We start from the raw sequence: 16,379 nt of genomic DNA, 5'->3' as shown, positions 1-16,379 counted from the left end.
CTACACCGGCTTCCAGAGCTCGGGCACGGCGAGGGTGACGCCGTCGGCCGCGGCCAGCCGCTCGAAGGTGCGCATCGTCGTCCCGAAGTCGTCGAACACCTTCGGCAGGAGCTTCAGCGGCTTGCTCAGCGGCCGCCAGAACGCGTCCCAGTGGACCGGCCGGACGCCCCGGGGGCTCAGCGCGCCGGCGGTCTCCCGCCAGTACTGCTCGCGCCACTGCTCGGTCTGCTTGCCGGCGGTTCCGGTGCCGAGGTAGACGACGTCCGCGTCGTACCCGGCCAGCGCGCCGGGAACGAAGTTCGCGGACGCGTGGACCAGCACGTTCCCCGCCGCGTGCGCGATGTGGAACGAGTAGCACCGCCCGGTCTTGAACGCTTTCGCCTTCGCCGGCAGCCGGACGGGCTCGGTGATCTCGCCGGGCACCCGGTCGCCGTCGCTGTGCCGCGCGCCGACCGGAGTCACCGTGAACGCGCCGAACTCGACCGGTTCACCCGGGACCAGCTCCTCGAAGGGCTCGCCCGCCAGGCCGTAGCCCTCCTGGATCTTCCGGGTCGACGCCGACCCGCCCAGCGTGGCGCCGGTCAGCTTCGCGACCACCGGCGCGTCCAGGGCGTGGTCGACGTGCGAGTGCGAGACCAGGACAGCGTCCAGCTTCGTGACGCCCAGCCGGCGCAGGCACTCCTCGATCCGCCCGCGGTCGGGTGCCACCCGCGTCGCCAGCTTCGGCAAGGACGGCCGCGAGAAGAAGCCGTCCACCAGCACGGCCGACTCCCCGTCGGTGACCAGGACGTTCGAGACGCCGGCGAAGGCCGTGCGCAGTTCGGGCATGCTGGGAGTATGAAGGTCATCGGGCTGCTCGGCGGGATGAGCTGGGAATCGTCGATCGAGTACTACCGGCTCGTGAACGAGCGGGTGAAGGCCGTTCTCGGCGGGTTCCACTCCGCGCACACCGTGCTGTACTCCGTCGACTTCGCCGCCATCGAGCGGATGCAGGCCGACGGCCGCTGGGACGACGCCGGCGCCGAGCTGAACCGCGCCGCCAAGGCCCTCGAGGCGGCCGGCGCCGACTTCGTCGTGCTCTGCACCAACACCATGCACAAGGTCGCCGACCGGCTGGAAGACGGCCTCGGCATCCCGCTGCTGCACCTCGCCGACGCCACCGCCGCGGCCATCAAGGCCGCCGGGGTGCGCCGGGTCGGCCTGCTCGGCACCGGGTTCACCATGGGGCAACCGTTCTACCGCGACCGCCTGGCCGCGCACGGCCTCGACGTGCTCGTGCCGGACGCCGGCGACCGCGACCTCGTGCACCGGGTGATCTACGACGAGCTGGTGCTCGGCGTGGTGAAGCCCGAGTCCCGCGAGGCCTACCGCGAGGTGATCGCGCGGCTGGTCGACGCGGGTGCCGAAGGGATTATCTACGGCTGCACGGAGATCGAGCTGCTCGTCGGCCCGGAGGACTCCGCGGTGCCGACGTTCCCCACGACCCGCCTGCACGCCGACGCGGCGGTGGACTACGCGCTGGGCAAGGCACCGCTGCCCGCTCCGCCCGCTTGAGTCACACGGCGACCACCGGGTCCCCGCTCGTGTGGGCCTCGTGCTGCGCGACGACCTTCCGCCACAGCAGCTCTCGCTCCTCGGTGGTGAACTGCGCCGGGGTGATGCCGAAGACGTCCGCGGCCGCCGTCCACCAGTCTTCCGGCGACTCGATCACCTCCTTGGCACCGTGCCGGTTCAGCGTGCGCGCCCGCAGGGTGTCGACGCCGGTCGCGTCCCGCCGCTGGAGCACGCAGACCCGCACGAACCCGGACTCCGGCGCGGTCGACAGCCAGCCGTGCTTTTCGGCGAAGTCGGCCATTTCCGCCGGCCCGGGCGCGAAATCGAAGCCCGCGAAGCTGCCCGAGGGGTCGTGCTCGAACCGCCAGCCGCCCGGCGCCACCTCGGACGGCCGCAGCCGGTAGGTGTGCGGTCCCTGGACGTAGGTGCCTTCCCGTAAGGGGAGCGGCTCATGGATGCCGTCACCCAGCCCGACGTCGACCAGCCAGCTCGCCGACGGGTCCTCGGGCAGGCCGGTGACGGTGAGGGCCAGGTGGTTCCGGTCGACGTTCGGCGCGTCGCCCTGGCCGCCCTGCACCCCGCCGAGGTGCCGCGTGACCTGGTAGCCGAGCGCCCGCAGCAGAGCCGAGAAGGCGCCGTTGAGGTGGTAGCAGTACCCGCCGCGGCCCCGCAGGATCCGCGCGGCCGACGCGGCCGGATCGAGCGGGGTCGGCCGCCCCAGCTGGATCTCCAGCGGTTCGTACGGCACGCGCTCCACGTGTGCCGCGTGCAGCCGCCGCAAGGCGGCGGGCCCCGGCGGCTCGGCGCCGAGGCCGAGCCGCTCGAGGTATCCGGTGACGTCGATGTTCCCCATGTCCGCCAAGCTAGCGGTTGGCACCGACAAAACCTCCGGATCAGGGATTTCACCCGAGGTGGAGCGCCCTGGCCCGACGTAGCCTCGAAAGCGTGAGCACTCCGATCCCCGCCCCGGAAACCGACGCCGCCAAGCGCGTGCTGCCGCCGAAACCGAAGGCGGCCGCGCTCGTCGCGCTGTCGTTCACCCTGCTGCTCTACCTGGTCGAGCTGGTCGACGTGATCCTGCCCGGCGACCTCGACCAGGGCGGCATCCACTCGCGGGCGCTGTCCGGCTTGGACGGTGTGCTGTTCGCGCCGCTGCTGCACGCCGGCTGGTCGCACCTGTTCGCGAACACGGTGCCGGTGCTCGTGCTCTCGTTCCTCGCGATGGCCGCCGGGATCGGCCGGTTCGCGCTGGTCACGGCCATCATCTGGGTGGTGTCCGGGCTCGGCGTGTGGCTGATCGGGCCGGCGAACGGCGTGACCGTCGGCGCGTCCGGCCTCGCCTTCGGCTGGCTCGCCTACCTGCTGGTCCGCGGCATCTTCAACCGCGCGGCCGGGCAGATCCTGGTCGCGCTCGTCCTGCTCGGCGTGTGGAGCGGCATGCTGGCCGGGCTGCTGCCGGGCCAGCCCGGCGTCTCCTGGCAGGGGCACGTCTTCGGCGCGCTGGCCGGCGTCCTCGCGGCGTGGCTGACCACCCGCCGGTCCCGCAAAGCCGTCCCGGCGGCGACGGGTAACCTCGAAGGGTGACCACCCCGCCCGCTGATGCCCCGATCGGTGTGTTCGATTCCGGTGTCGGCGGGCTGACGGTCGCGAGGGCGATCCTCGAGCAGCTCCCCGCCGAGCAGCTCCGCTACGTCGGCGACACCGCGCACAACCCGTACGGCCCGCTCCCGATCGCCACCGCCCGCAGCTACGCGCTCGCGGCGCTCGACGAACTCGTGGAAAGCGGTGTGAAGGCCTTGGTCATCGCCTGCAACACGGCGTCCGCGGCCTGCCTGCGCGACGCCCGCGAGCGCTACGACGTCCCGGTGATCGAAGTCGTCCTGCCCGCCGCGCGGCGCGCCGTCATCGCCACGCACACCGGCCGCGTCGGCGTGATCGGCACCGAAGGCACCGTGCGGTCGCGGGCCTACGAAGACGCCTTCGCCGCGGCGCCCGGCATCACGCTCACCAGCGTCGCCTGCCCGCGGTTCGTGGACTTCGTCGAGCGCGGCATCACGACCGGGCGCCAGGTGCTCGGGCTCGCGCAGGGCTACCTCCAGCCGCTGCTCGACGCCGAGGTCGACACGCTCGTGCTCGGCTGCACGCACTATCCGCTGCTGCAGGGCGTGCTGCAGATCGTGATGGGGCAAGAGGTCACGCTCGTTTCGAGCGCCGAGGAGACCGCGAAGGACCTCGTCCGCGTCCTCACCGAACGGGACCTGCTGACCACGAGGGACACTCCGCCGCGGCACGAGTTCCTCGCCACCGGCTCGGCCGAGCCGTTCACCCGGCTGGCTCAGCGGTTCATGGGCTTCGCCCCGGGTGTCCTCGCTCCCACCACCGCGTAATCGGCTCTTCCGACGCTTAGGGTGTCGTCGTGCGACTGACCATCCTCGGGTGCTCCGGCAGCATCCCCGGGCCGAACGCCGCGGCGTCCGGTTACCTGCTCGAGGCCGAGGGCTTCCTGCTCGGCTTCGAACTCGGCAACGGCACGCTGGCGCAGCTGCAGGCCGTGGCCGACCCGTTCGACCTGGACGCCCTCGTGCTCACGCACCTGCACCCCGACCACTGCGCCGATGTCAGCGCACTCACCGTCCTCCGCCGCTACCACCCCGCGCCGCCGTACCCCGCGCGTCCGCGCCTGCTGCCGTTGTACGCGCCGCCGGACGCGCCGACGCGGTTGGCGAACGCGTATGCGCCCAACGAGACCGAGCGGGCCGTCACCGACCTCACCGACGTCTACGCCTTCCACCCGCTGCGGCCCGAGCCGTTCCGGATCGGGCCGTTCGACGTCGTCGCGGTCGAGGTCGACCACCCGACCCCGGCGTACGGCCTGCGGATCTCCTACGGTGGCCGGATCCTGGCCTTCACCGGCGACAGCGGGCCGTGCGCGGCGCTGAACGAGCTCGCCGACGGCGTCGACCTGCTGCTCGCCGAGGCGTCCTGGACGGACTCGGCGGAGCGGCCGGCAGGGGTGCACCTGTCCGGAAAACAGGCCGGCGAGCTGGCGCGCGAAGCCGGTGTCGGGCGGCTGCTGCTCACGCACATCGCGCCGTGGACCGACGCCGGTGCGGTCCTGGGCGAGGCGTCGGCCGAGTTCCCCGGGGCCGAGGTCGTCAAGCAGGGTGCCGTCTACGACGTCTGACCGGCGGTCATAGAGTGCACCCGTGGCTCGTAAAGATGGCAGGAACGACGACCAGCTCCGCGACATCAAGATCACCCGGGGGTTCCAGCAGTGGCCTGCGGGGTCCGTGCTGATCGAATTCGGCAACACGCGGGTGCTGTGCGCGGCGAGCGTCACCGAAGGGGTGCCGCGCTGGCGGGCCGGCTCGGGCCTCGGCTGGGTGACGGCCGAGTACGCGATGCTGCCGTCCGCGACGAACACCCGCGGTGACCGCGAGTCGGTGAAGGGCCGGATCGGCGGCCGGACGCACGAGATCTCGCGGCTGATCGGCCGGTCGCTGCGGGCCTGCATCGACCTGGCGGCGCTGGGCGAGAACACGATCGTCATCGACTGCGACGTCATCCAGGCCGACGGCGGCACCCGCACGGCCGCGGTGACCGGCGGTTACGTGGCGCTGGCGGACGCGATCACGTGGCTGGGCGCGGCGAACCGCCTGAACGACCCGCAGCCGCTGTCGTCGTCGGTGGCCGCGGTGAGCGTCGGCGTGGTCGACGGCCGGGTCCGGCTCGACCTGCCGTACGAAGAGGACTCGCGCGCCGAGGTCGACATGAACGTGGTGGCCACGGACGCGGGAACCCTGATCGAGGTCCAGGGCACCGGTGAGGGCGCGACCTTCGCGAGGTCCACTTTGGACACCATGCTGGACATGGCGCTGGCCGGCTGCGCCGAGCTGACCCGGCTGCAGAACGAGGCGCTGGCGCTGCCGTACCCCGGCGAGCTGCCGGAGCCGCGTCCGGACAAGAAGAAGGGCTCGAAGTGACGAAGCTGCTTCTGGCCACCCGCAACGCGAAGAAGCTCGGCGAGCTGCGGCGGATCCTTGCCGCGGAAGGGATCTCGGGCATCGAGGTGCTGGGGCTCGCGGACGTGCCGTCGTTCCCCGAGGCACCCGAGACGGCACCGGATTTCGAGGGCAACGCGGTGGCGAAGGCCCGTGACGCGGTGGCGGCCTGTGGTTTGCCCGCCATCGCCGACGACTCGGGCATCGCGGTCGACGCGTTGAACGGCATGCCGGGCGTGCTGTCGGCGCGGTGGTCGGGTCGCCACGGAGACGACGAGGCGAACCTCGACCTGGTGCTGGGGCAGCTGCGGGACGTGCCGGACGAGCGCCGCGGGGCGCAGTTCGTCTGCGCGGCGGCGCTGGTCCTGCCGTCGGGCGAGGAGACGGTGGTCCGCGGCGAGTGGCGGGGCAAGCTGGTCCGGGAACGCCGTGGCACCAACGGTTTCGGCTACGACCCGATCTTCCTGCCGGACGGCGAGGGCCGGACGTCGGCGGAGCTGGAACCGGCGGAGAAGGACGCGGCTTCGCACCGCGGACGGGCACTGCGCGCCCTTCTCCCGGCTCTGCGGGAACTGGCCGGCTAGCCCGTCAGGAAGCCAGGCCGAGGTCGCGGATCAGCTTCGCCACATGGCCGGTCGCGCGGACGTTGTACCAGGCGTGGGCGATCTTGCCTTCCGGGTCGACGACGAACGTCGAGCGGATCACGCCCAGGTACGTCTTGCCGTAGTTCTTCTTCTCGCCGTACGCGCCCCACGCCTCGATCACGGTCTTCTCCGGGTCGCCCAGCAACGGGAACGTCAAGCTCTCGTTCGAGGCGAACTTCGCCAGCTTCGCCTGCGTGTCCGGCGAAATGCCGATGACGCGGTAGCCCGCGTCGTTCAGCTCGGCGAGGTTGTCGCGGAAGTCGCAGGCCTGCTTCGTGCAACCCGGGGTGCTCGCCGCCGGGTAGAAGTACACGACGACGGACTCGCCGCGGAAGTCGCGCAACGACACCTCCTTGCCCTCGCTGTCGGGCAGGGTGAAGTCCGGGGCCGCGTCACCGGGGGAAAGTCGCTCGGTCATGCCCCCGAGCCTACTGTGCCGATTGTTACCAATCCGGCCGGCAGCCACGGCGGAACAGGTGCCGGTCAGCGGGTTGGCGCCGGCCCGTTTCCGCCTGCTTTCGGGCCGGATTGGTAACGATCCTGGGTCAGGCCGGCCCGCAGTAGGTGACCGCCGTGGGTTCGGTCGCGCTCGGCCGGATCTGCAGCCGCAGCTGCGTCTGCTCCTGCGGCACCGCGAACGCCAGCGTGAGGTGCACCGAACGGCCCGGCGGCACGTCCTTGCCGGCGTCGGTGATGCCGGTGAACCCCTGGGCCGTGTCCACGACCTGCTTGACCGCGGCGCCCGCCGAGGTGGCGGTGACCGTGAGACCCGAAAGCTTGTACGTCGTCGAACCGTCGTTCGTCAGTTCGATGTCGAACACCGCGCCGCGGGGGCTCTGCGGGTACGCCGACGGGCTGGGCCGGAACGACTTCGGGGCGCCGACGGAGACCGTGAGGCCGCCGGCGAACCGGTGGTCGGCGCCGAACTTGAGGTCGTTGCCCGCCTGGGAAGCCGACGCTCCGGCGCCCGCGGGGGAGCCGGCCGCGCCGAGCGCGGCGGTGCCGGTCTGCGCCGAGGGGACCCCGCACGCCACCGCCAGGCACAGCAATCCTGAGGTGAACATGATCTTGCACGTGCGCGCGAGCGCCATCGCGGGTACTCCAGTCGGCGGGTCGGGGTGCCGTTCGGCAACGGGGATGCCGGGCGAACCCGCTCCACTCTGGCCGTGATCGCGCGCGGTTACGAGGCGCGACGGGGGGTTGTCGCGCACCTGGTGCCGCCCCGTGGCCAATCCGTGACCGGAACGGCACGGCTGGTGACAATCTTTGCCCACATGCCACTTAAACCGCGAGGGCGAACAACAGGATGAAGATCGCCACGCCGGCCACCCACGCGGCCATCAGCCAGCCGAAATCGCGGACCGGGTCGACCGCGCGGCTCTCTTCGCCGGGCACGTACACGCCGCGTTCCTCGAACCAGTCGGCCCAGCGGGCGAACAGGCGCATCGGGCTGCGCGACGACATGCTTCACCTCCGGGAACCGGCGTTCCCGGTCACAGTACGGGTTCGGCCGGGGCCACCGGAAGGCGCGTGCGACCGTCCACCCGAGCAGCCGGGGCGGCCAGGTGGACCGCCCCCGGATGGGCGAACGGACGACCGGCTCCGCTCACCACTCGCTACCCGACAACCCACGGCCGGGTGAACCTCGGCGTCGCTCGTGTAGAAGCTCAGACGACTCCGTTGCGCTGCAGGATCGAGACCGCGCGGACGGTCGAGTAGCCACGCCATTCGAGTGCCGCCGCGGGCGAGTAACTCGCGAAATCCACCCGCCAGCCGCCGTCGTCCTGCTGCTCCTCGGCGAGCCGTCGCAGTTCGGCGTCGATGACGCCGTCGGCGAACAAGGCGCGCGCCGGGCGGTGCGGCAGGGGCGCGAAGTCCAGAGCACGCAGGGTTTCGCCCTCCGAACCGCCGTCCACCGGGACCAGCCCGTCGGGCGGGACGAAGGTGGCCAGGTGGTCCAGCAGCACGGCAGCCTCGGCGTGAAGGTCGTGGGCGGCGTCCAGGAACCGCACCGCGAACGACAGCGCGATCGCGTGCGGCGCCGAGGAAAGCTCGCGGATGGCACGGAAGCAGTACCGCGTCGCCGCGGTCAGCCACGGGTGCTCGCGCACGACCCGGTCGTGGCGGGCGACGCGCAGGGCGACGCCGGCGGCGAACGCCGTGCTCTGCAGCGTCGCCTCCGCCGGATCGGCCTGGACCCAGAACGGCGCGCACCCCGCGGGGTCCGCCACGGGCAGCGCGAACGGCAGACCGCCGTCCGGTGTGGAAGCCGACGCCAGCCAGTCACACAGGTGAGCCGCGTGGGCGGCCGTGTCCGGGGCGATCTCCTCGAACACTTCGAAGGCGTGGAGGGCGCCGCCGGGCTGGCTCTCCGGTGCCCGCAGGTCCGGTTCGAGGCCCCAGCCGTAGCCGCCGTCGGGGTTGCGGTAGGCGTCGAGGGCGGTCAGCACCGCGTGGGCGTCCGTTTCGCCGCTGAGCAGTTCGAAGCGGCGCCGGTCGAGGAGGCGGGCGTGCGTGGCCATGAACGACGCGGCCGCGGAGAGGTGCACAGGCATGCGATCAGCGTCGCACCCCGCCGGGACGGGGGTCTTGAACGGATCGGACCTCAGAGCAGCCGGGCTCGCCGCTGAGGGGTCCCCGGTCTGGGGGACCCCCGGATTTCACGTTACCGGGTGACACCGACAGTTTCGGCCCGCTCGCCCGGCACGAGGCGCCGGACCGTCCACTGTGTACTCGTCGCTACCGGCTGCGGAACGTGCGGCGGTAGGTGTCCGGTGGCACGCCGAGCGTGCGGTTGAAGTGCCGCCGCAACGTCGTGGCGGTGCCCATGCCGACCGCCTCCGCGATCGCGTCGATGCCGGAGTCGGTGTTCTCCAGCAGTTCCTGCGCGCGGCGGATCCGCTGGGTCAGCAGCCACCGCAGCGGGGTCGTGCCGGTCGCCGAGCGGAAGTGCCGTCCCAGGTGGCGGGAGCTCATGTTCGCCTGCCGGGCCAGGTCCTCCACCGTGAGCGGCTCGTCGAGCCGCGCCGTGATCCACGGGAGCAGCGCAGCCAGCGGGTGGTCGTCGCGCGTGGGCACCGGGGTGGTGACGAACTGGGCCTGCCCGCCGGCCCGGTGCGGCGGGACGACCAGGCGGCGGGCGACGTCGTTGGCGGCCGCCGGGCCGTGGTCGGCGCGGACGAGGTGCAGGCAGAGGTCCATCGCGGCGGCCTTGCCGGCGGAGGTCAGCACGCTGCCGTTGTCGACGTAGAGCACGTCCGGGTCCACCGTCACCCGCGGATACCGGGCGGCCAGGACGTCGGTGTGCGCCCAGTGGGTGGTCGCGCGCAGGCCGTCGAGCAGGCCGGCGGCGGCCAGGACGAACGCGCCGGTGCAGAGCGACGCCACGCGTGCGCCGCGCGAGTGGGCCGCGCGCACCGCGTCGACCAGGTCGGCGGGCGGGTCGGCGTCGATGTCGGCCCACCCCGGCACGATCACCGTCCCGGCGCGCGCCAGCCGGTCGAGCCCGTGGTCGGGCTCCAGCAGGAACCGGCCGACCCGCACGGCGTGGCTGCCGCAGACCGCGAAGTCGTACCGGGGGTGGTCGCCGAACACCTCGGTGGCGATGGTCAGCTCGAAGGAGAGCATCCCGTCGGTGGCGGCCAGCGCGACAGTGTGCATGTCCGAAAGTGTACGCACCACGTCGTTCCGGACACTTTCGCCGACGCGGGACCGTCGCCAGGATTACCTCATGACTTCGGTACTGGTTTACGGCGCTTACGGACACACCGGTCGTTTCGTGGTGGCCGAGCTGCGAAAGCGCGGCATCACCCCGGTCCTTTCCGGACGGGACGCGGCGAAGCTGCCGGGCGGGCGGCCGGCGTCGGTCGACGACCCGGCGGCCCTCGACCGCGCCTTCGACGGCGTGGCGGCGGTGATCAACTGCGCGGGCCCGTTCGCCGCGACCGCCCTCCCGGTGGCCGAGGCGGCCGCCCGCGCCGGCGTCCCGTACGTGGACGTCGCCGCCGAGATCGAAGCCAACCTCGACACCTTCGAGCGGGCCACCGGTCCCGTGGTGGTGCCCGCGATGGCGTTCTTCGGCGGCCTGGGCGACCTGCTGGCGACGGCGGCGATGGGCGACTGGACGACGGCCGACGAGGTGCACGTCGCCTACGGGCTCAGCGGCTGGAATCCGACGGCCGGGACCCTCGAGGCGGGCCGGGTGTCCCGGGACCGCCGTGGCGGCAAGCGCATCCGGTACGCGGGCGGCCGGCTGGACTACCGCGACGACGCCCTGCCCACGCTCGAGTGGGCGTTCCCCGGGCCGCTCGGCACCCGGCCCGTCTTCGGCGAGTTCTCGATGGCCGACATCGTCACCATCCCGCGTCACCTGAAGGTCTCCGACGTCACCAGCTACATGACGGTCGACGCGGCGGAGGGCCTGGCGGCGGCCGGCGAACGCGACTCGGCCGAGACGTTCGTGGTCGACGTCGTGGTGCGCTCGGGCGGCGAGGAACGCCGGCGCACCGCCCGCGGCGAGGACATCTACGCGGTCAGCGCGCCGCTCGCGGTGGAGGCGGTGGAGCGGATCCTTTCGGGACGGACGAAGGCGAAGGGCGTCGTCTCGGCGGGCGAGATCTTCGACGCGCCGGACTTCCTGCGGGCGCTCGCTCCGCACATCACGGTCGAGTAGGGACCCTCACCGAAGGGGCCAGAGGTTCCTGGAGCTCGGTGATCCACTTCGCCGGGTCCTCCGGGCAGTCGAGGTAGAGCTCACGCTGCGGCCCGCCCGAGCGGCGGCCGGTGGCCTCGAGCCAGCGGACCAGCGCCTGCCAGCTCGGCAGCACGAGGTCGATCGCCCCGCGGTGCACCAGGGTGGCCGCTTCGGTCTCGGGCAGGTCGACGACCTCCAGCCCGTTGCGCTCGCCCTCGGTCACCGAAGCGGGGATCGCCGCGTGGACGACGACCTCGTTCTCGCCGAGCTGTTCGTAGAAGCAGGTCAGACGGCCGGCCGGGGTGACCGCGGGCGCGCCGCGCAGGCGCTCGCCGAGTTCGGCGCACAGCGGGCGCACGACCGGGCCGATGTCCTGGGGCCGGAAGCTCGCCGCGGTGCCGGTGAGCTCGACCAGCCGGGTCGCCGGAAGCCGCTTGACGACGATGCCGGGGAGGGGCAGGCCCTCGTCCTCCAAGGTCCGCAGCCGCGCCTCGACCTGCGTCAGCCGCTCCATGCCCGCCGCCAGTGCCTGCTCCAGCTCGGCCCGGCGCAGCGTCAGCATCGCGCGGACCTGGGCCACGCCGACGTTGTCGGCCAGCATCGCCCCGACCTGTTCGAGGGTGAAGCCGAGGTCCTTCAGCGCGACGATCCGGTTGAGCCGGGCCAATTGCCCGGCTTCGTAGCCGCGGTGGCCGGTGGCCGGGTCGACGGACGCGGGCCGCAGCAACCCGATGGCGTCGTAGTGCCGCAGCATGCGGACCGAGACCCGGCCGTGCCGGGCGAACTCGCCGATGGTGAACACCGCCTCACCACCCTGGCGGCGGGGTGAAACCGCCGGTCACTTCGGCGGCGAGTTCGGCGAAGGTCAGCGCGGTGTCGTCTTCGAAACGCGGGCCGACCACCTGCAGGCCGACCGGCAGCCCGCCGGGCGACAGCCCCGCCGGCGCCGCCACCGCGGGGAGGCCGGGCAGGGACGCGTGCGTGATCCAGAAGACCTGGTCGTCGTACGGGCGGTCCCCGTCGGAGGTCGCGATCACCCGGTCCGCGAACGGCCGGTCGTCGTGGGGGAAGGCCGTGGTGAAGCCGACCGGGCAGAGGAAGACGTCGACGTCCTCGAAGTACCGGGCCCAGGCGGCCCGCGCGGCCATCCGCTCCCGTTCCCGCGCGACGACTTCCGTCAGCGGCGCGAAATCGGCTCCGGGCTGCTGGTGGGCGAAGAACAGGCCGACGTGGAAGCCGAAGGTCCCGGCCTCCCGGACCGGGTCGACGCCGCCGGGCCAGCCCTCGACGAGCTTGACCCCGGCCCGGCCGAGCGCGTCGACCGCGTCGGACAGGACAGCGCCGGCCTCCCCGGTGACCGGCGCCTGGGGGTGGTCGAGGACGAAACCGGCACGGAAGCCGTCGAGCCGGGTGTGCCGCGGCGGCGGCAGTTCCCAGCGGTACGCCTTCGCCGCGTCGCCTTCGGGACCGGCGGTGACCCGCAGCGCCGTCCGCAGGTCACCCGCCGAGCGGGCCAGTGGCCCGACCGCCGACAGGTACGCCATTTCGCTGGGCAGGGCCGGTGGCCCCGGAGGCTGGAACCCGCGCTGCGGCACCAGCCCGGCGGTCGGCTTGAGGCCGTAGACACCGCAGAAGCCGGCCGGGATCCGGATCGAGCCGACCAGGTCCGAGCCGTATTCCAGGTAGGTCAAGCCCGCGGCCAGGGCCGCCGCGCCGCCCCCGCTCGAGCCGCCGGGCGTGCGCGCAGGGTCCCACGGGTTGCGCGTCCGGCCGTGGATCCCGCTCACCGTCTGCCCGAAGTCCTCGAGCATCCGGTGCACGTTGGACTTGCCCACGACGATCGCCCCGGCCGCCCGCAACCGTTCGGCGACCGTGGCGTCCCAGTCGGGGATGTAGTCGGCGAACTCGGGGTTTCCCCAGGTGGTGGGCATCCCGGCGACGTTGAAGCTCTCCTTGACCGTCATCGGCACGCCGTGCAGCGGACCGGCGTGGTCCCCGCGGGCGAGCGCCGCGTCCGCTTCGGCCGCCGCACGGAGGGCGTCCTCACGGCGCAGCTCGACGATCGCGTTCACCGCGGGGTTCGCCTGGTCGATCCGGGCCAGCAGCCGTTCGGTCAGCTCACGGGAGGTGAACTCACCCCCGCGGACGCCGGCGGCGGCTTCGGTCGCTGTCAGGAAAGAAGTCATGGCTTCCGGTTTAGCCCCTGACACCGTGTCAGGCGCAAGCATCGGCCGGAGAAAGCGGGAGGGACGTGGGCCCGGAGAGACTCGAACTCTCACTGGCACGGACCTAAACCGTGTGCCTCTGCCAATTGGGCTACGGGCCCCAGTACTCCGGAAGCGTAGCGCGCGGCGGGTCCGCCTCGCCGGGCGTGCCGGTGCGGGACTCCGCGAGGCGGCCCGCTAACGTGGGCGCCAGAGTCCCATGCGGCGAGGAGGACACGTGGCCCGCGACCCCGAGACGATCGAGCGTGAGATCGAGCAGGCTAGGACCGCCCTGGCGGCGACGCTCGACCAGCTGACCGTCAAGGCCGACCCCAAGAAGCTCGCGGACGCGGCGAAGGACGGCGTACGCGCCAAGCTGGACAACCCCAAGGTGAAGTTCCCGCTGATCGGCGCGGGTGTCCTGGTGCTCGTCCTGCTGGTGCGCAAGCTCCTGAAGTAACGCTCAGGCCTGCTTCGCCGGCGCCTTGGCCTCGGCCGGCGCCGGGGTGGCCGGCTTCTTCGGGTCCTCGACGGCCTTCGGGAGCTGCTTGCTCGGCGGCAGCTGAGGCTTCTTCTCCGCCGAGTCCGGGGTCTGCTGCTTCGGCACGCTGCCGGGCGGCGGGACCTCGAGCGGCGGGAGCTTCGGGAGCGTCAGCCGGGCGGTCATGTAGGCGCTGGTGAAGTCCAGCGCGCTGCCGTTGAGCAGGTGCACCACCGTCGTCTTGGTGTCGCCGGCGAGCTGCTCGACCAGCTGGTCGGCCCGGTCCCGCGCCGCGATGATGCCGGGCGCCCTGGCGGTCAGCTCCTTGCCACGGCCGCTGACCGTGATCGCCCAGTCAGCGTCCTCCTGGACGTACGTAGCCGTGATCGCTTCCACCATCTGCCTCACGCCCCTCTCCTCCACCAGCCTGCTTTACACAACCGTGACGTCGCCACCGCATTCCCATGACGCGGAAACCCACGCCCCTCCTCCGGCCGTGAAAGTCCAGCACACTTTCTACCGTGTCATCGATACCGTAGAGCAACTCTGTGTCACAGGACACGATAGCGCTGAGTAACGACCAAATGGCCTAGTGCACGCGCAGGCTAACGTGCACGCTCCCGCAGGCTAACGTGCACGCTCCCGCAGGCTAACGTGCACGCTCCCGCAGGCCGCTCCACAGCACGTCCATCGCGTATTCGGTGGCCAGTTCGGGGCTCACTTCGTCGTGCCGCTCGCACCAGATCGCGAGGCGTTCGCACGCTCCGACCACGAATTCCGCGGCCGCTTCGGCTCTCAGGTCGTCGCCGCTGTCGAAGTGGCCGCTCATGAGCGCGGCGATGAGGTCGGTCTGCTGACGGCGGGTCTCCTCGACCTCCTCGGCGGCCGGCGTGCCGATCAGCGCCATCTCGTGGCGCAGCAGCGACCACGCCTGGCGCCGCTCCCGGATGAAGACGAAGAACGCCAGCAGGCCGCGCCGCAGGGCGTCCTCGGCACTGGCCGCGCCGACCGTCGCCTGCTCGGTGACTTCGCGCAGGATCGCTCGTGACTGCCGGATGCAGGCGAGCAGCAGGCCTTCCTTCGAGTTGAAGTACTCGTAGAGCATCGGCTTCGAGACGCCCACGAGTTCGGCGATCTCGTCCATGGACGCCGCCGCGTAGCCGCGTGCCGAAAAGACCTGCTCGGCGACTTCGATCATCTGCCGCATCCGCTCGGCCCGGGGCATACGTTTGCGCTTCGCGGTCGTCACGGGCGCCACTCTACCGCTGGTAACCTACTCCAAGTAAGCTGGACGGCGAGTAACAGGAACCGGGAGGCGGCATGGCCGAAGAGACCGGGGTCGTCATCGTCGGGACCGGGTTCTCCGGTCTCGGCATGGCGATCCAGCTGCGCAAGGAAGGCCGCGACGACTTCGTCATCCTCGAGAAGGCGCACGACGTCGGTGGCACCTGGCGCGACAACAGCTATCCGGGCTGCGCCTGCGACATCCCGTCGCACATGTACTCGTTCTCCTTCGAGCAGAACCCGGACTGGTCGCGGGCCTACTCGCCGCAGCCGGAGATCTGGCGGTACCTGCGCGAGGTCGCCGACAAGCACGACCTGCGCCGCTTCGTCCGCTTCGGCCAGGAGATGACCGGCGCCCGCTGGGATGCGGAAGAGAACCGCTGGCACGTCGCCACGAAAGGCGGCGGTGAGTTCGTGGCGAACGCGCTGGTCGCCGGGGTCGGCGCACTGCACCTGCCGATGATTCCCGAGCTCCCCGGGATCGAGCGGTTCGCCGGCCCGGCGTTCCACTCGGCGCGGTGGCGCCACGACGTCGACCTCACCGGCAAGAAGGTCGCCGTGATCGGTACCGGCGCGAGCGCGATCCAGTTCGTGCCGCGGATCGCGCCGGACGTCGAGGAGCTGACGCTGTTCCAGCGGACGCCGCCGTGGGTCATGCCGAAGGCCGACCACGAGATGTCCGGCCGCACGCGCGCGCTGTTCAGGGCGTTCCCGCCGGCTCAGCGGCCTACCGCACCCTGCTCTACTGGCTGCTCGAAGCACGCGCGATCGGCTTCAACGGCCAGTCGTGGGTGATGAAGCTCGGGCAGCGGATCGCCAAGCGCAACATCGACCGCGCGATCCGGGACCCGCGGCTGCGCCGCAAGGTCACGCCGGACTACACGATGGGCTGCAAGCGCGTGCTCGTCTCCAACGACTACTACCCGGCGCTGGCGCGGGACAACGTCGACGTCGTGACCGGCGGCGTGCGGGAGGTCCGCGAGCGGAGCATCGTCGACGCGGCGGGCGTCGAACACGAGGCCGACGTCATCGTCTACGGCACCGGCTTCCACGTCACCGACGCCTTCGACGACCTGGAGATCGTCGGCCGCGACGGCCGCAACCTCGGCAAGGAGTGGGCGACCGAGGGGATGCGGACGCACCTCGGCATCACCGTCGCCGGGTTCCCGAACCTGTTCTTCCTGCTCGGCCCCAACACCGGGCTCGGGCACAACTCCGTCGTGTTCATGATCGAGGCCCAGATCTCCTACGTCGCCGAAGCGCTGCGGCTGGCCGGAGGCCGGTCGATCGAGCCGAAGGCCCCGGCGCAGGAGCGGTTCAACGCCGAGATCCAGCGCAAGCTCGCCAAGGGCATCTGGACGCGCGGGGGCTGCAAGAGCTGGTACCTGGACGCGAAGGGCGTCAACCGGACGATCTGGCCCGGCTTCACCTGGCGCTACTGGCTGGACACGCGGAAGGTGCGGCGAGAGGACTTCCTGGTCGGCTGAGGGCCGTGAGTGTTCAGACGGTTAGAACCCG

19 protein-coding genes, 1 tRNA gene and 1 pseudogene are annotated in these 16,379 nt (G+C 71.9%); 9 read left to right on the top strand and 12 right to left on the bottom strand.

From position 1 onward, the window contains the following. On the bottom strand, positions 1–828 hold the full coding sequence (locus CF165_RS50245; RefSeq protein WP_143268595.1) for an MBL fold metallo-hydrolase: 828 nt from the start codon (positions 826–828) through the stop codon (positions 1–3). 9 nt (positions 829–837) lie between these two features. Here CF165_RS50245 and CF165_RS15210 point away from each other — a divergent pair, with 9 nt between their 5' ends. Beyond that, positions 838–1,554: an aspartate/glutamate racemase family protein gene (locus CF165_RS15210; protein ID WP_093948154.1), complete on the top strand. Its 717-nt coding sequence runs from the start codon at positions 838–840 to the stop codon at positions 1,552–1,554. Between the two features lies 1 nt (position 1,555). Here CF165_RS15210 and CF165_RS15205 read toward each other — a convergent pair whose 3' ends face one another. Then, the gene (locus CF165_RS15205) at positions 1,556–2,407 is read right to left on the bottom strand and encodes an arylamine N-acetyltransferase family protein (protein ID WP_093948153.1); all 852 of its coding nucleotides are present in this window, start codon (positions 2,405–2,407) and stop codon (positions 1,556–1,558) included. Between the two features lie 92 nt (positions 2,408–2,499). Between CF165_RS15205 and CF165_RS15200 the strand changes: the two genes are divergently transcribed. From CF165_RS15200 to rdgB, 5 genes are read left to right on the top strand one after another with little or no spacing between them, the layout of a single operon-like run. After that, a complete protein-coding gene (locus CF165_RS15200) occupies positions 2,500–3,138 on the top strand; it encodes a rhomboid family intramembrane serine protease (protein ID WP_093948152.1) in 639 nt (212 codons plus the stop codon). Further along, positions 3,135–3,941 (top strand): glutamate racemase, encoded by an 807-nt coding sequence (murI, locus tag CF165_RS15195; RefSeq protein WP_093948151.1) that lies wholly within the window; start codon positions 3,135–3,137, stop codon positions 3,939–3,941. The genes CF165_RS15200 and murI overlap by 4 nt, the downstream gene beginning before the upstream one ends. A gap of 29 nt (positions 3,942–3,970) precedes the next feature. After that, positions 3,971–4,738, top strand: a complete 768-nt coding sequence (locus CF165_RS15190; protein WP_093948150.1) for an MBL fold metallo-hydrolase — start codon at positions 3,971–3,973, stop codon at positions 4,736–4,738. 22 nt (positions 4,739–4,760) lie between these two features. Next, entirely contained in the window at positions 4,761–5,537 is a 777-nt protein-coding gene (rph, locus tag CF165_RS15185) for a ribonuclease PH (RefSeq protein ID WP_093948149.1), read from the top strand. Next, the gene (gene rdgB / locus CF165_RS15180; RefSeq protein WP_093948148.1) at positions 5,534–6,139 is read left to right on the top strand and encodes an RdgB/HAM1 family non-canonical purine NTP pyrophosphatase; all 606 of its coding nucleotides are present in this window, start codon (positions 5,534–5,536) and stop codon (positions 6,137–6,139) included. Before rph ends, rdgB begins: the two co-directional genes overlap by 4 nt. 4 nt (positions 6,140–6,143) lie before the next feature. Here rdgB and bcp read toward each other — a convergent pair whose 3' ends face one another. The 5 genes from bcp to CF165_RS15155 all read right to left on the bottom strand — a co-directional run bounded on the left by bcp (position 6,144) and on the right by CF165_RS15155 (position 9,859). Then, complete coding sequence (bcp, locus tag CF165_RS15175; protein WP_093948147.1) at positions 6,144–6,617, bottom strand: thioredoxin-dependent thiol peroxidase; 474 nt, start codon at positions 6,615–6,617, stop codon at positions 6,144–6,146. Between the two features lie 127 nt (positions 6,618–6,744). Further along, entirely contained in the window at positions 6,745–7,290 is a 546-nt protein-coding gene (locus tag CF165_RS15170) for a hypothetical protein (protein WP_093948146.1), read from the bottom strand. 190 nt (positions 7,291–7,480) lie between these two features. After that, entirely contained in the window at positions 7,481–7,663 is a 183-nt protein-coding gene (locus tag CF165_RS15165; protein WP_093948145.1) for a hypothetical protein, read from the bottom strand. Between the two features lie 203 nt (positions 7,664–7,866). Then, positions 7,867–8,754, bottom strand: a complete 888-nt coding sequence (locus tag CF165_RS15160; protein ID WP_093948144.1) for a hypothetical protein — start codon at positions 8,752–8,754, stop codon at positions 7,867–7,869. A 184-nt stretch (positions 8,755–8,938) separates the two neighbouring features. Next, positions 8,939–9,859, bottom strand: coding sequence for a helix-turn-helix domain-containing protein (locus CF165_RS15155; protein ID WP_167441445.1), 921 nt, complete (start codon positions 9,857–9,859; stop codon positions 8,939–8,941). A gap of 70 nt (positions 9,860–9,929) precedes the next feature. On the opposite strand from CF165_RS15155, the gene CF165_RS15150 reads away from it, so the two are divergent. Next, complete coding sequence (locus CF165_RS15150; protein WP_093948142.1) at positions 9,930–10,871, top strand: saccharopine dehydrogenase NADP-binding domain-containing protein; 942 nt, start codon at positions 9,930–9,932, stop codon at positions 10,869–10,871. Here CF165_RS15150 and CF165_RS15145 read toward each other — a convergent pair. The 3 genes from CF165_RS15145 to CF165_RS15135 form a co-directional block, all read right to left on the bottom strand. Next, on the bottom strand, positions 10,858–11,694 hold the full coding sequence (locus CF165_RS15145; RefSeq protein ID WP_093948141.1) for a MerR family transcriptional regulator: 837 nt from the start codon (positions 11,692–11,694) through the stop codon (positions 10,858–10,860). The genes CF165_RS15150 and CF165_RS15145 overlap by 14 nt on opposite strands. A 4-nt stretch (positions 11,695–11,698) precedes the next feature. After that, the gene (locus CF165_RS15140; RefSeq protein WP_093948140.1) at positions 11,699–13,078 is read right to left on the bottom strand and encodes an amidase family protein; all 1,380 of its coding nucleotides are present in this window, start codon (positions 13,076–13,078) and stop codon (positions 11,699–11,701) included. Positions 13,079–13,144: 66 nt separating this feature from the next. Further along, a tRNA-Leu gene (locus CF165_RS15135) sits at positions 13,145–13,218 on the bottom strand. Between the two features lie 116 nt (positions 13,219–13,334). On the opposite strand from CF165_RS15135, the gene CF165_RS15130 reads away from it, so the two are divergent. After that, positions 13,335–13,556: a DUF3618 domain-containing protein gene (locus CF165_RS15130; RefSeq protein WP_004559246.1), complete on the top strand. Its 222-nt coding sequence runs from the start codon at positions 13,335–13,337 to the stop codon at positions 13,554–13,556. Positions 13,557–13,559: 3 nt separating this feature from the next. Here the strand turns inward: CF165_RS15130 and CF165_RS15125 are convergent, their stop codons facing one another. Together CF165_RS15125 and CF165_RS15120 are read right to left on the bottom strand one after the other, a co-directional pair. Beyond that, entirely contained in the window at positions 13,560–13,976 is a 417-nt protein-coding gene (locus CF165_RS15125; RefSeq protein WP_205660877.1) for a hypothetical protein, read from the bottom strand. Positions 13,977–14,226: 250 nt separating this feature from the next. Continuing rightward, positions 14,227–14,784, bottom strand: coding sequence for a TetR/AcrR family transcriptional regulator (locus CF165_RS15120; protein WP_167441469.1), 558 nt, complete (start codon positions 14,782–14,784; stop codon positions 14,227–14,229). Positions 14,785–14,897: 113 nt separating this feature from the next. Here CF165_RS15120 and CF165_RS15115 point away from each other — a divergent pair. After that, a pseudogene (locus tag CF165_RS15115) lies at positions 14,898–16,348 on the top strand (flavin-containing monooxygenase). Positions 16,349–16,379 lie beyond the last annotated feature (31 nt).

It is taken from the genome of Amycolatopsis vastitatis (genome assembly GCF_002234595.1).
Classification (GTDB): Bacteria; Actinomycetota; Actinomycetes; order Mycobacteriales; family Pseudonocardiaceae; genus Amycolatopsis; species Amycolatopsis vastitatis.
This window is presented reverse-complemented; position numbering and strand designations above follow the sequence as displayed.